Annotated in this window: 14 protein-coding genes and 1 other RNA gene; 10 read left to right on the top strand and 5 right to left on the bottom strand. The window is 67.1% G+C overall.

From position 1 onward, the window contains the following. Positions 1–19: 19 nt before the first annotated feature. A complete protein-coding gene (locus LC066_RS16335; RefSeq protein WP_222480067.1) occupies positions 20–982 on the bottom strand; it encodes a LysR family transcriptional regulator in 963 nt (320 codons plus the stop codon). A 126-nt stretch (positions 983–1,108) separates the two neighbouring features. On the opposite strand from LC066_RS16335, the gene LC066_RS16330 reads away from it, so the two are divergent. Both LC066_RS16330 and LC066_RS16325 read left to right on the top strand, forming a co-directional pair. After that, complete coding sequence (locus LC066_RS16330; protein ID WP_224901173.1) at positions 1,109–1,324, top strand: DUF1127 domain-containing protein; 216 nt, start codon at positions 1,109–1,111, stop codon at positions 1,322–1,324. 382 nt (positions 1,325–1,706) lie between these two features. Continuing rightward, complete coding sequence (locus LC066_RS16325) at positions 1,707–2,444, top strand: Bax inhibitor-1 family protein (protein ID WP_222480063.1); 738 nt, start codon at positions 1,707–1,709, stop codon at positions 2,442–2,444. A 93-nt stretch (positions 2,445–2,537) separates the two neighbouring features. Here the strand turns inward: LC066_RS16325 and LC066_RS16320 are convergent, their stop codons facing one another. The 4 genes from LC066_RS16320 to rnpB all read right to left on the bottom strand — a co-directional run bounded on the left by LC066_RS16320 (position 2,538) and on the right by rnpB (position 5,047). Next, on the bottom strand, positions 2,538–3,248 hold the full coding sequence (locus LC066_RS16320) for a GNAT family N-acetyltransferase (protein ID WP_224901169.1): 711 nt from the start codon (positions 3,246–3,248) through the stop codon (positions 2,538–2,540). A 132-nt stretch (positions 3,249–3,380) separates the two neighbouring features. Then, entirely contained in the window at positions 3,381–3,548 is a 168-nt protein-coding gene (gene rpmG, locus LC066_RS16315; RefSeq protein ID WP_007799108.1) for a 50S ribosomal protein L33, read from the bottom strand. Positions 3,549–3,750: 202 nt separating this feature from the next. Next, on the bottom strand, positions 3,751–4,428 hold the full coding sequence (locus tag LC066_RS16310) for a PRC-barrel domain-containing protein (RefSeq protein WP_224901166.1): 678 nt from the start codon (positions 4,426–4,428) through the stop codon (positions 3,751–3,753). Positions 4,429–4,636: 208 nt separating this feature from the next. Next, positions 4,637–5,047, bottom strand: an RNA gene (gene rnpB, locus LC066_RS16305) — RNase P RNA component class A. A gap of 110 nt (positions 5,048–5,157) precedes the next feature. On the opposite strand from rnpB, the gene LC066_RS16300 reads away from it, so the two are divergent. The 8 genes from LC066_RS16300 to LC066_RS16265 all read left to right on the top strand — a co-directional run bounded on the left by LC066_RS16300 (position 5,158) and on the right by LC066_RS16265 (position 12,369). Beyond that, complete coding sequence (locus LC066_RS16300; protein ID WP_157792176.1) at positions 5,158–5,613, top strand: universal stress protein; 456 nt, start codon at positions 5,158–5,160, stop codon at positions 5,611–5,613. 147 nt (positions 5,614–5,760) lie between these two features. Continuing rightward, entirely contained in the window at positions 5,761–6,321 is a 561-nt protein-coding gene (locus LC066_RS16295; protein WP_222480057.1) for a NifU family protein, read from the top strand. Further along, positions 6,311–6,955, top strand: a complete 645-nt coding sequence (gene tsaB / locus LC066_RS16290; protein ID WP_224901162.1) for a tRNA (adenosine(37)-N6)-threonylcarbamoyltransferase complex dimerization subunit type 1 TsaB — start codon at positions 6,311–6,313, stop codon at positions 6,953–6,955. The genes LC066_RS16295 and tsaB overlap by 11 nt, the downstream gene beginning before the upstream one ends. Then, complete coding sequence (rimI, locus tag LC066_RS16285) at positions 6,952–7,368, top strand: ribosomal protein S18-alanine N-acetyltransferase (protein WP_224901159.1); 417 nt, start codon at positions 6,952–6,954, stop codon at positions 7,366–7,368. The genes tsaB and rimI overlap by 4 nt, the downstream gene beginning before the upstream one ends. Positions 7,369–7,526: 158 nt before the next feature. Continuing rightward, the gene (locus tag LC066_RS16280; RefSeq protein WP_224901156.1) at positions 7,527–8,534 is read left to right on the top strand and encodes a BMP family lipoprotein; all 1,008 of its coding nucleotides are present in this window, start codon (positions 7,527–7,529) and stop codon (positions 8,532–8,534) included. Positions 8,535–8,622: 88 nt separating this feature from the next. Continuing rightward, the gene (locus tag LC066_RS16275) at positions 8,623–10,257 is read left to right on the top strand and encodes an ABC transporter ATP-binding protein (protein WP_224901153.1); all 1,635 of its coding nucleotides are present in this window, start codon (positions 8,623–8,625) and stop codon (positions 10,255–10,257) included. Beyond that, positions 10,250–11,341, top strand: coding sequence for an ABC transporter permease (locus LC066_RS16270; RefSeq protein WP_224901150.1), 1,092 nt, complete (start codon positions 10,250–10,252; stop codon positions 11,339–11,341). Before LC066_RS16275 ends, LC066_RS16270 begins: the two co-directional genes overlap by 8 nt. 65 nt (positions 11,342–11,406) lie before the next feature. Beyond that, a complete protein-coding gene (locus LC066_RS16265) occupies positions 11,407–12,369 on the top strand; it encodes an ABC transporter permease (RefSeq protein ID WP_224901146.1) in 963 nt (320 codons plus the stop codon). Positions 12,370–12,587: the final 218 nt, after the last annotated feature.

Below are 12,587 nucleotides of genomic sequence, written 5' to 3'. Positions count from 1 at the left end.
CCCTGCCGCGAAAGCGCCATCAGACCGAGGCGCGACGGGCCCGGCTCAGCTCCTGCTGCCAGACGTAGCGGCCCAGGCCGCTGCCGCCGCCATGTTCCGCCTCACGCTGCGCGGCGGACTTGTAGCCGCCCGAACTGCAGCTGAAGCCCAGGCGCAGCATCTCCGCCATGCGCTCCATCACCTCGCCTGCGCCACGATCCTGGCGGTACATGCAGATCTTCTGCGTGCCCAGTTCGGGCAGGTCCCCGCCATGATCCACCACGGCCAGCTGCGGCGGCTCGGTCCCGGCGATCATCGCCGAAACGGCCAGGTCGGCGCTGACCGTCGCCTCGACCGTGCGGTCACTGGAGGTATCAACGGCGTTTTCCCAGTCGACGCTGTTCTCTTCCATGGTGCGGATCACCAGCGGCCGGAACAGGCAATTTCGCCCCGAGGCAAAGCGCAGCGGCCGCTGCCGCCAGGCCTGGCCGCCCGGGGCGCCGATCCAGGCCAGGGGCCGTTCATCCAGGATCTCGCCGCGATTGTCGGGCTCCGCCTCCGTCGTCAGGATGATATCCGTCTCGCCCCGGTCGAAGCTTTCCTTCAGGCTGCGGGTATAGGCCGAGACGAGCTGCACCTTCATGCGCGGGAACTCCTGCGCGAACTGCTGCAGCACCGTCGGCACCACCGGGTAGACGATGTCATGGGGCACGCCCAGCACCATCTCGCCCTCGTAGCTCTTGCAGGTCAGGCGGGTCAGCGCCTCATCATTCATGTCGATGATGCGCCGCGCATAGCCCAGCAGCTGTTCGCCCGCCGGCGTCAGCGCGATGCGCCGGTTGGACCGGTCCAGAAGGGCAATGCCCAGCATTTCCTCCAGCCGTTTCAACTGCATCGACACCGCGCTCTGGGTGAAGTTCAGGATGCCGGCCGCCTTGGTCACGCCACCGTGGTCCGCCACCGCGACAAAGCTGCGCAGCGAGGTCATGTCGAGATTTCGCATTTCATCACCCCTCGTGATGTGATCCGTCAGAAACATTCATTTTCAATATTGATCATAAAGGCGCATATACATCAACAGAAATCATGAAGTCCTCGTTCACTCATCAATTTTGGAAAGGTAAGACCGATGAGCACCCAAAGCCTGACGTCCGACGTCGCCTGCACCCCGCGCGCGTCCCGCGCGCCTTTCACCCGCCTGATGACCATGCTGGGCGTTCACCGCGAACGCCGAGCCCTGCGCAATCTCGACGCGGCCCTGCTGAAGGACATCGGCGTCACCCCCGACCAGGCGCGCCTCGAATCCACGCGCCCGATCTGGGACACCCCGGTGCGCCCGTTCTGATCCCATCCCGGCGGTGTCGGGCACAGCCCCCAGTGCCCGCACCGCCCTGCCGCGCCCGTCCTGCCCCTGCGGGCGGCGCGGCCCCTATCTCCCCGTGACCGTTCCCGACGGTCCGTGACTGACCCGCAGCGCCCGGTTTCCCCGATGGGAGACCTCGGCCTGCGGGTTTTTTCTTCTGATTTTTCAAACCCCTCTTAGGCCGCACAGCCTTATGTTCAAGGCCCCCGGCACCCCGGCAGGGCACGAGGGCGCTCAAACCCCGGCAAAACAGGGCCTCACCGGCGCGATTTGCGAGCTGAAAATCTTGAAAACAGGGGCAACCTTCCCGATATTGGTCACAACATCCGCCCCCATGGGCTTTGCTGTTTGATCGGAGGCAAGAATGGCTGACTACAGAACGATGCAGGCAACGGCAGGTAGCCGGTCCGCCGCCATCGACGAAGGGCTGCGCGCCCACATGAACAAAGTCTACGGCACCATGTCCGTGGGCACCCTGCTGACCTTCCTCGTGGCCTGGGCCGTCGGCTCCTCGCCCGAGTTGCTCAGCATCTTCCGCGACCCGCAGACGCTGCAGCCCAACATCCTGGGCTGGATCATCATGTTCGCTCCGCTGCTGATGGTCTTCGGCTTCGGCGCCATGATCAACCGCCTGTCGGCTGCCGGCGCGCAGACGTTCTTCTACGTCTTCTCCGCCGTGATGGGCCTGTCCCTGTCCTGGATCTTCGTCGCCTTCACCGGCATCTCGATCGCCCAGGTCTTCCTGGTGACGTCGATCGCCTTCGCCGGCCTGTCCCTCTACGGCTACACGACGAAGCGTGACATCTCCGGCTGGGGCGCCTTCCTGATGATGGGTGTGATCGGCCTGGTCGTGGCCTCGATCATCAACATCTTCCTGGGCTCCCCCGCTCTGCACTTCGCGATTTCCGCGATCGGTGTCCTGATCTTCGCGGGCCTGACCGCCTACGACACGCAGAACATCAAGACCACCTACCTGCAGCACGCCCATTCGATGGACCAAGAATGGCTGGGCAAGTCCGCGATCATGGGCGCCCTGCAGCTCTACCTGGACTTCATCAACCTGTTCATGTTCCTGCTGCAGTTCCTCGGCAACCGCGAGTGATCTGCACAAGGTTCTGAAAACGACGAAGGCCGGTCCCCAGGGACCGGCCTTTTTCTTTGCCCGCATCTCGGCACGAGTGCCCCGCGACGCGGCTCAGGCCTGCCAGCGCATCTGCACCGCCGGGAACAACAGCCCGTTGGGCAGCCGCAGGTCGATCTGGCCGCGCGCCTCGAAGCCCAAGCTTTCGTAGAAGGGCACGGCGGTCAGCGTGGCCTGGCAATGCAGCAGTTCCACCCCCGCGGCGGTCGCAGAGCGGATGACCTGCCCCATGATCTGCCGTCCCAGCCCCTGGCGGGCGACATCGGGATCGGTGGCGACATGGCGCACATGCCCCTCACCGGGCCGACCCGCCGCGCCCCAGGGCGAGGTATCAGTCCAGCCACCCGCCGCCAGCACCCGGTCATCCGCCGGATCCAGCGCCAGGAAATAGGTGCCGCAGGTCAGCAGGCCGGGGCGCGGCCGCTTCACGAAGGGCAGCGCCTCGCGCAGCAGCTCGGCCGGGTAATCGGGGGCCAGCAGCGCCCGGTAGGACCGCGCCAGCATCCGGTTCAGCGCCTCGGTGTCTGCGGGCAGTCCGGGACGCATCATCAGGTCGTCCGGCAGGATCACCGGCGCCAGCTTGCGCGGGGCGGCAGGCATGACCGCCCCCAGGGCGCCCGGATCGGTGTCGAGGCTCGGGCGCAGGGCGGGCCGTGCGGCGGCCGCAGGGGCGGCGCGTGCGGTCAGCAGTTCGGCCAGTTCGCCCTCATGCAAGGGATCGTCGGAATGGTCGGGGGGCGTATCTTCGCCGGAAGAAAGGGGCATCGGGGCGGTCCTTGTCTCTCACCCCGGCGGTCACCGGGGTCTGTCGGGGAGGGGGGGAGACAGGGCGCGGCCCAAAAGCAAAAAGCCGCGCTCTGCGGCGCGGCTTTGCATGGTCTTCAAGGTGTTCAGATCTTACTTGATCTTGCCTTCCTTGTACTCGACATGCTTCCGCACCACCGGATCGTACTTTCGTACGGTCATCTTTTCGGTCATGGTACGCGCGTTTTTCTTGGTCACGTAGAAATGGCCCGTGCCCGCGGTCGAGTTCAGACGGATCTTGATGGTCGTCGGCTTCGCCATTGTGCTTCTCCTACAGCAGGCGCACTCCGGGCCGCCCGCGAAATCTCTTGAAGCCCGCCTTTTACCGGGACTCGGTCACGAGTCAACCGGGGATCTGGGGAAAAAGCGGAAATCGTCGATTTTGTGGACCGGCATGGCACGAAAAAGGGGGCCCGAAGGCCCCCTTTCGCCCCGACCAGGGACGGAATGGGTCGAAACCCGATCACTCGAGGGGCGCTTCGCTGCCGCCGGTGGTCGTTTCCTCCTCCATCCGGAGGGCCTCGGCCTCGCGGGCCTGCTCATCGGCGGTGACGAACTCGGGCGCCGATTCCAGGTCGGCCTTGGTGGCGCTGGTCACCAGGCGCGGGGCGCCGGCATCATCGCGCACCACGTCCAGGCTGGCCATTTCCACGGCCACGTCCTTTTCGCCCATCCCCAGGAAGCCGCCGACGCCGATCACGACGCCCTCGACCTCACCGCCGAGGGAGATGATCAGGTCGTTGATGTCGCCGACCTTCTCGTCGGCGCCATTGTAGACGGCGGCGCCCAGCAGGTCATCGGCCAGGATGGTGTCCTGGTCCTGCATGGTGATCTGGCCCTCGACCGGCTTGGCGGGCTCCTCGGCCTCGGCCATGTCGCTGGCCTCGCCCTCCATCGCCTCGCCTTCCATCGGGTCTTCGGCCATCGGATCTGCGGCCATGTCGCCACCCTCGGCGGCCTCGCTTTCGGGCATCAGGGCCGGCTCGCCCTCTTCGGCCGCGGGCATTTGCTCGGGCACTGCCGGGTCTTCGGCGGGTTGCTCGACGCTCTGGTCGCTGGTCTGGGCGATGGCCGTCACCGGCGCCACGACGGGGGCGGCCAGGGCGAGGGCGACAAGGGTTGCACGGCTGGTACTACGCATCAGAGAGGTCATGAGTTCTCCTCCTCAAGCTCATCCACGCAGGGTGCGGGGATCTCTGCCAGTCCAACGTGGCGCTGGCCCCGGCGTTCCCGCGGTGCCTCCCGCCCACTGGCGGGTTTCAGCGCGCTGCAATGCAGCGGCCGGGCGGGTTCCCTCCGATAGCCCCGGAACGGGACGATCGGCGGATCTGCGCGAGCTATGGGCGGATATGCGCGGAGGGCCTGTAAGCCGGATTCTGTTCCCCGGCCGAAGCCGGTTCGATGACCATTCATCTGGGACGCCGGTCACCCGGCGCCTCAAGCTGCCAACCCGAACCTCCGGGCCAAGGCGGCCCTGCGGTGGCGGCGGTTTCGGTTGCCCGACCTGCCCGCCCCGCGCGAGGTTCCTATTCGGCATTGCTCCCGGTGGGGCTTGCCATGCCGGTCCCGTTGCCGGTCCCGCGGTGCGCTCTTACCGCACCGTTTCACCCTTACCCTGCGTGCAGGGCGGTCTGTTCTCTGTGGCGCTGTCCCTGGGGTTGCCCCCGCCGGGCGTTACCCGGCACCGTTGCCTTGTGGAGTCCGGACTTTCCTCGGAGACGCCGTTACCAGCCTGCCCCCGCGGCCATCCGGCCCTCCGCGCGCCCTGCCCTTAGCGGGCGGCCCCGGCGCGGTCAATCACCCCGGCAACAGGCGGCCATTGCCCCCGCCCCCTCCATGCGTCATGATCCGGTCGGAAAAGGGGAAACTCATGCGCAAGTTCCTGGTCATCCTCGACGACAGCCGCGAATGCCTCAACGCCATGCGCTTTGCCGCCATGCGTGCCGCCAACTCGGGCGGCGGTGTCGCGATCCTGTCGATCATCCCCCCGGAGGAATTCAATCACTGGATGGGCGTGGCCGACATCATGCGGGCCGAGGCGCGCGAGCGGATCGAGGCGCATTTCAACGTCTTCGCCAAATGGATGCGCGACCGCCAGAAGATCGAGCCAGACCTGATCGTGCGCGAGGGCGAGGCCTATGAACAGATCCTGGCCCAGATCCGCGAAGACGAGGAGATCGGCGTGCTGGTGCTCGGCGCCTCCGCTGGCAAGGGCGGCCCCGGCCCCCTGGTCACCCAGATGAGCCGCAACGCCGGTTCCCTGCCCGTGCCCATCACCATCGTGCCCGAAGACCTGTCGAAGGACCGGCTGGAGGCCATCACCTGAACCCGGCAGCGCCGCGCGGGGCCCGGCCAAGGGCCCGCACCCCGTGCACAGCCGCACATCGCGGCTCGCCACCTTAGAACGGTTCCAATTCTTGACAGAACGGCCCCGAAGACGCATATCGGGGGCCAACCAGAGAAAGGTCCGCCGATGTTCATCCAGACCGAATCCACGCCGAACCCGGCGACGCTGAAATTCCTGCCCGGCCAGTCCGTCCTGGACGCCGGCACCGCCGACTTCCCCACGGCCGAAACGGCCGAGAAATCGCCGCTGGCGCGGCGCCTGTTCTCGATCGACGGCGTGACGGGCATCTTCTTCGGCACCGACTTCATCACCGTGACCAAACGTGACGGGCTGGAGTGGGACCACCTGAAGCCCGCCCTGCTGGGCGCGATCATGGAACACTACCAGTCGGGCGAGCCCGTGATGGGCGGCGCGGCCCAGGCCACCGCCCATGCCGAGCATGACGGCCCCGATGGCGAGATCGTCGGCCAGATCAAGGAGCTGCTGGACACCCGCGTGCGTCCTGCCGTGGCCCAGGATGGTGGCGACATCACCTTCCACGGCTTTGAACGCGGCGTCGTCTACCTGCACATGCAGGGCGCCTGCGCCGGCTGCCCCTCCTCGACCCTGACCCTGAAGATGGGGATCGAGAACCTGCTGCGGCATTACATCCCCGAGGTGACCGAGGTTCGGCCCGTTGCCGTCTGACGGCCCGCTGATCCTGTCCTTCGACACATCGGCCGCGCATTGCGCGGCCGCTTTGCTGTGCGGTGACCGGATCCTGGTGGAGCGGCGCGAGGAGATGACCCGCGGCCAGGCCGAACGGCTGGTGCCGCTGCTGGAAGAGCTGCTGGCCGAAGCCCGGCACGGCTGGGCCGATCTGTCGGCGCTGGCCGTGGGCGTCGGCCCCGGCAATTTCACCGGCATCCGCATCTCTGTCGCCCTGGCGCGCGGGTTGGCCCTGGGGCTGGACGTGCCGGTGATCGGCGTCACCGGCTTCGAGGTGCTGAGCGAGGGCGCGTCGCGCCCGGTGCTGGCCACCCTGCCCGCGCCTCGCGGACAGGTCTATGCCCAGCTGATCACCGACAGCGAGACCGGCGCACCGCAGCTCTGCCCCGCCGACGCCCTGCCCGATGAGCTGATGCCGCCCGGCACCGGCCTGCTGGGGGCCGCCCCCGGTGCGACCTCCGGGCCGGACAACCCTGCCCCGGCGATTGCCCGGATCGCAGCCGCCCGGCTGGCCGATGCGGCCTCCCGTGCCCTGCCTGCCCCGGCGCCCTTCTACCTGCGCCCTGCCGATGCGGCGCCGCCCCGCGATGCGCCGCCCCGGATCGTGCCGTGACCGACACCGCCACGCTGGCCCGCATCCATGCCGCCTGTTTCACCACCCCCCGTCCCTGGACCGCGCAGGAACTGGACCGGCTGATCGCCGATCCGGCCTGCTTCCTGGTCGCGGAACCGGGCGGCTTCCTGCTGGGCCGCACCACGCTGGACGAGGCGGAGATCCTGACGCTGGCCGTCGATCCCGCGCATCGGCGTCAGGGCCTGGGCCGCACGCTCGTTGCCGCCTTCGAGGAGACCGCCCGCGCCCGCGGCGCCACCATCGCCTTTCTCGAGGTGGCCGCCGACAACGCCCCCGCCATCGCCCTGTACCTCGGCGCGGGCTTCGTCCGCGCCGGACGCCGGCCACGCTATTACCGCGCCCCGGACGGAGAGATGAAAGACGCTGAAATCTTGCGCAAGGACCTAGGGTAAACTCGGGGGTATAGCAGGTTTCTCCTACCAAACGGTCAGAGAATGGTATTGACCAGTCTGACCCGCTCTGTCCTAAATCGGCCAGACCGAAACAATCTGCACAAAGCAGGGCCGCGATGCCGAAGACCGGCTGGACGGCCATAAACCGGGAGACCCCAATGACCCTGATGACCAAGATGTTCGGCGCTGCCGCGACCGGCCTGGCCCTGACCGCAACCGCTGCCGTCGCAGATCCCGCGCTGATCTACGACCTGGGCGGCAAGTTCGACAAATCCTTCAACGAAGCCGCCTTCGTCGGCGCCTCCCGCTGGGCGGCCGAAACCGGCGGCGAGTTCCGCGACATCGAGCTGACCTCGGAAGCACAGCGCGAGCAGGCCCTGCGCCGCTTCGCCGAACAGGGCTTCTCCCCGGTCATCACCACCGGCTTCGCCTTCTCGACCCCGATCGCCAATGTCGCAGCCGACTACCCCGACACCAAGTTCGTCACCATCGACGGCTATGTCGATCCGGAAGCGAACCCCAACGTCCTGTCCATCGGCTTCTCCGAGCATGAAGGCTCCTACCTGGTCGGCATGATCGCCGGCCTGACCACCGAGACGGACACCGTGTCCTTCGTCGGCGGCATGGACATCCCGCTGATCCGCAAGTTCGCCTGCGGCTACGCCCAGGGCGTGAAGGCCGTCAACGAAGGCGCCACGATCATCCCGAACATGGTCGGCACCGATCCCTCCGCCTGGGCCGACCCGGTGAAGGGCTCCGAGCTGGCACAGGCCCAGATCTCGCAGGGCTCCGACGTGGTCTTCGCCGCCGCTGGCGCCTCCGGCCTGGGTGTGCTGCAGACCGCGGCCGACCAGGGCATCTACGGCATCGGCGTGGACAGCAACCAGAACTACCTCTACCCCGGCTCGATCCTGACCTCGATGCTGAAACGCGTGGACAACGCCGTCTATGACGCGATGACCGCAGGGGACGACCTGGAAACCGGCGTCCAGACCAAGGACCTGTCGAACCGCGGCGTGGGCTTCGCGCTGGACGGCTACAACGAGATGCTGATCGACTTCGACACCCTGTCCGAAGTCTATGCCGCCGCCGCCGACATCGTCGCGGGCGAGATCTCGGTCCACGACTACTCCACCGACAACACCTGCCCGGCAGTGGAATTCTGATCGGGTCCGGCGGGGCTTTGCGGCCCCGCTCCACTTTGACAGGGGCCGCCCCCGCGCGGTCCCTGTTTCCTTTCACGGGACGCTGCACATGACAGAACCAGCCAACCGGCCCGCTCCGGACCCGGGCGCCCACCCGGCGATCGAGCTGAAGGGCATTTCCAAGGCCTTCGGCCCGGTCCAGGCCAACAAGGACATCTCCATCCGCGTCATGCCGGGCACGATCCACGGCATCATCGGCGAGAACGGCGCAGGCAAGTCGACGCTGATGTCGATCCTCTACGGCTTCTACAAGGCCGACGCGGGCGAGATCTTCATCAATGGCACGAAGACGACCATCAACGACAGCCAGGACGCCATCGCGGCCGGCATCGGCATGGTCTTCCAGCATTTCAAGCTGGTCGAGAATTTCTCGGTGGTCGAGAACATCATCCTCGGCGCCGAAGAGGGGGCCTCGCTGCAACCCTCGATCCGCAAGGCGCGCAAGTCGCTGCAAAGCCTGGCGGACGAGTACGAGATGCACGTCGACCCCGACGCCCTGATCGAACACCTCTCGGTCGGGCACCAGCAACGGGTGGAGATCCTGAAGGCGCTCTACCGCGAAGCCAACATCCTGATCCTGGACGAACCGACCGGCGTGCTGACTCCGGCCGAGGCCGATCACCTGTTCCGGATCCTCGACAACCTGCGGCGCGAGGGGAAGACGATCATCCTGATCACCCACAAGCTGCGCGAGATCATGGAGATCACCGACACCGTTTCGGTCATGCGCCGGGGCGAGATGACGGCCACGGTGAAGACCTCGGAAACCAACCCCGAGGAGCTGGCCGAGCTGATGGTGGGCCGCAAGGTCCTGCTGCGCGTCGACAAGAAACCGGCAACGCCTGGCGACGTGGTGCTGTCGGTGAAGGACCTGCGCGTGACCGATGCAAAGGGCGTCGAGCGTGTGAAGGGCATTTCCTTCGACATCCGCGCGGGCGAGATCCTCGGCCTGGCAGGCGTCGCGGGCAATGGCCAGTCGGAACTGATGCACGTCCTGGGCGGTATCATGGACGGCACCGGCGAGATCACCATGCTGGGCCAGCCCCTTCCCCTGTCGGGCAAGGGATCCGACGGCGCGGCGCGGCGCAAGGCCTCGATCGGCAACGTGCCCGAGGATCGCCAGCGTGAAGGCCTGATCATGGAATTCACCGCCTGGGAGAACACCGTCTTCGGCTATCACCGCGATCCGCAGTGGCAGTCGGGCGCGCTGATGAACAACGCGGCGATCCAGAGGGAGGCCGCGGGCAAGATGGAACGGTTCGACGTCCGCCCGCCGGATCCCAACCTGAAGGCCAAGAGCTTCTCCGGGGGCAACCAGCAGAAGATCGTGCTGGCCCGCGAGATCGAGAAATACCCGGACCTGCTGCTGGTCGGCCAGCCGACGCGCGGCGTCGACATCGGGGCAATCGAGTTCATCCACCAGGAAATCGTGCGCCTGCGCGACCAGGGCAAGGCGATCCTGCTGGTCTCGGTCGAACTGGACGAGATCATGTCGCTGTCCGACCGGATCGCCGTCATGTTCGACGGCCAGGTCATGGGCTTCCGCGACCCGTCGGAGACCGACGAACGCGAGCTGGGCCTCCTGATGGCCGGTATCTCGGGCGAGCCCGACAAGGATGATTTCAAGGCGGTCGAGGAGAACATCACCGCCGTCGAACAAGGAGAGGCGCCGCAAAATGGATAGGATGCCTGTCTGGGCCGACGTGGTCCTGATCCCGCTGATCTCGCTGCTGCTGGCCGCGGCCCTGTCGGCCGTGGCCATCTGGGCCATCGGCGAAAACCCCTGGGACGCCTTCGCGCTGATGGTGGACGGGGCGCTGATGCGCTCCTCCGGCTGGGGCTACACGCTGTATTACGCCACCAACTTCATCTTCTGCGGCCTGGCCGTGTCGGTGGCCTTCCACGCCAAGCTGTTCAACATCGGTGGCGAAGGCCAGGCGGTGATCGGGTCGTTGGGCGTGGCGCTGTGCTGTCTCTACATTCCCTGGCCGCACTGGACGATCGCCCTGCTGGGCTCGACGGTCTTCGCCGCGCTCTTCGGCGCGCTCTGGGCGCTGATCCCGGCCTACCTTCAGGCGGCGCGCGGCAGCCACATCGTGATCACCACGATCATGTTCAATTTCATCGCCGCCGCCCTCCTGAACTACGTCCTGGTCAACCACCTGCGCCCCGTGGGCGCGATGGAACCGGCCTCGGCCACCTTCCCGGAGGCCACGCATCTGCCCAACTTCCGCGACATCTTCGCGGGTGGCGAGGGCGTGCTGTTCCGCGGCTCGCCCGCCAACGTGACCTTCTTCGTCGCCCTGGCGGCCTGCCTGCTGGTCTGGCTGCTGATCTGGCGCACCAAGCTGGGCTACGAGATCCGCAGCCAGGGCTATTCTGAGTCGGGCGCCAAGTATGCCGGCATCTCGCCGTTCCGCATCATCATCGTGGCGATGCTGATCTCCGGCGGGCTGGCAGGCCTGATGGGTATCAACGTGACCCAGGGTGAGGCCGAACGGCTGATCCTCAACTCCGCCGAGGGCGCGGGCTTCATCGGCATCGCCGTGGCCCTGATGGGCCGCAACCACCCCTTCGGCGTGCTGCTGGCCTCGATCCTCTTCGGCTTCCTCTACCAGGGGGGCGCCGAACTGGCGATGTGGACCTCGATCCCGCGCGAGCTGATCGTGGTGATCCAGGCCCTGGTGATCCTGTTCACCGGCGCGCTGGACAACATGGTGCGCTGGCCGTTGGAGCGGGTCTTCATGGCGATGCGGCAGGAGGGCTGAGCGTGACTTTCCATCCTGCATTTCACGGCCTGGCCAGGCCCCACACCGACGCGGAGAGCTGACCCATGGACCTGATGACGATCCTCCAGATCCTCGATTCCACCGTCCGACTGGGCACGCCGCTGTTGCTGATGTGCTTGGCCGGGCTCTTTTCCGAACGCGCGGGCGTGGTCGACATCGGCCTCGAAGGCAAGGCGCTGGCCGCCGCCTTCTTCTCGGCCGCCTTCGCCTACTACTCCGGCTCCGTCTGGGTGGGCATGCTCGTCGGCATCGTCGCCGCGATCTGCTTCTCGCTGATCCACGGCGTCGCCTCGATCACCTTCCGCGGCAACCAGCTGATCTCCGGCGTGGCGCTGAACTTCCTCGCCTCCGGCCTGACGGTGCTGGTAGCGCAGACATGGTTCGCCCAAGGCGGCCGCACGCCGACGCTGGAGAACGCGAGGTTCAGCGGCATTCCCCTGCCCGGCGCCGAGGCGCTGCGCGACGTGCCGGTGCTGGGTCCGATCTATGCCGAGCTGATCTCGGGCCACTCGATCCTGGTCTACGTGGCCTTCCTGCTGGTGCCGCTGTCCTGGTGGGTCCTCTACCGAACTCGCTTCGGCCTGCGCCTGCGCGCCGTGGGGGAAAACCCGGCCGCCGTGGACACCGCCGGTATCTCGGTGGTGCGCCTGCGCTTTGCCGCGATCCTGATCGCGGGGGTCCTGTGCGGGCTGGCCGGCAGCTACCTGGCGACCGGTCTGCAGGCGGGCTTCACCCGCGAGATGACCGCCGGACGGGGCTATATCGCGCTGGCGGCGCTGATCTTCGCCAAGTGGCGCCCCTGGTACTGCCTGTCGGCGACAATGCTGTTCGGCCTGCTGCAGGCGGTGGCGCTGCGATATCAGAACATCGACCTGGGCGCCTTCGTGATCCCGGTGCAGTTCATGAACGCGCTGCCCTACATCCTGACCATCGTGATCCTGGCGGGCTTCGTCGGCGCGGCCATCCCACCGCGTGCCTCGGGCGATCCCTACGTCAAGGAACGATAGCACGCCCCGAGCGGGGCGCACCTGACCCAGGGTGCGCCCCGGCTCTCGCAGCGCCGCGACGCGCCGCATCCCTATCCCACAAATCAGATCCGCCCCCCGGCACCCCGGCAACACCCGGCCGCTGACACGAGCCGGGTGATTGCCCTCGCCCGCGCTTCGCGGCAAAGTCGAAGATGACCCCGCGCCGGGCCCTCGCCCGCCGCGGCCCTCCATTGCGG

The organism is Pseudooceanicola marinus (assembly GCF_020177265.1).
In the GTDB taxonomy this organism is placed as follows: Bacteria; Pseudomonadota; Alphaproteobacteria; order Rhodobacterales; family Rhodobacteraceae; genus Pseudooceanicola; species Pseudooceanicola marinus_A.
This window is presented reverse-complemented; position numbering and strand designations above follow the sequence as displayed.

Excerpts from the sequence above, each read along its gene's own strand:
- LC066_RS16335 (WP_222480067.1), bottom strand. The coding sequence starts at position 982 with ATGCGAAATCTCGACATGACCTCGCTGCGCAGCTTTGTCGCGGTGGCG.
- LC066_RS16330 (WP_224901173.1), top strand. The coding sequence starts at position 1,109 with ATGAGCACCCAAAGCCTGACGTCCGACGTCGCCTGCACCCCGCGCGCG.
- LC066_RS16325 (WP_222480063.1), top strand. The coding sequence starts at position 1,707 with ATGGCTGACTACAGAACGATGCAGGCAACGGCAGGTAGCCGGTCCGCC.
- LC066_RS16320 (WP_224901169.1), bottom strand. The coding sequence starts at position 3,248 with ATGCCCCTTTCTTCCGGCGAAGATACGCCCCCCGACCATTCCGACGAT.
- rpmG (WP_007799108.1), bottom strand. The coding sequence starts at position 3,548 with ATGGCGAAGCCGACGACCATCAAGATCCGTCTGAACTCGACCGCGGGC.
- LC066_RS16310 (WP_224901166.1), bottom strand. The coding sequence starts at position 4,428 with ATGCGTAGTACCAGCCGTGCAACCCTTGTCGCCCTCGCCCTGGCCGCC.
- LC066_RS16300 (WP_157792176.1), top strand. The coding sequence starts at position 5,158 with ATGCGCAAGTTCCTGGTCATCCTCGACGACAGCCGCGAATGCCTCAAC.
- LC066_RS16295 (WP_222480057.1), top strand. The coding sequence starts at position 5,761 with ATGTTCATCCAGACCGAATCCACGCCGAACCCGGCGACGCTGAAATTC.
- LC066_RS16280 (WP_224901156.1), top strand. The coding sequence starts at position 7,527 with ATGACCCTGATGACCAAGATGTTCGGCGCTGCCGCGACCGGCCTGGCC.
- LC066_RS16275 (WP_224901153.1), top strand. The coding sequence starts at position 8,623 with ATGACAGAACCAGCCAACCGGCCCGCTCCGGACCCGGGCGCCCACCCG.
- LC066_RS16270 (WP_224901150.1), top strand. The coding sequence starts at position 10,250 with ATGGATAGGATGCCTGTCTGGGCCGACGTGGTCCTGATCCCGCTGATC.
- LC066_RS16265 (WP_224901146.1), top strand. The coding sequence starts at position 11,407 with ATGGACCTGATGACGATCCTCCAGATCCTCGATTCCACCGTCCGACTG.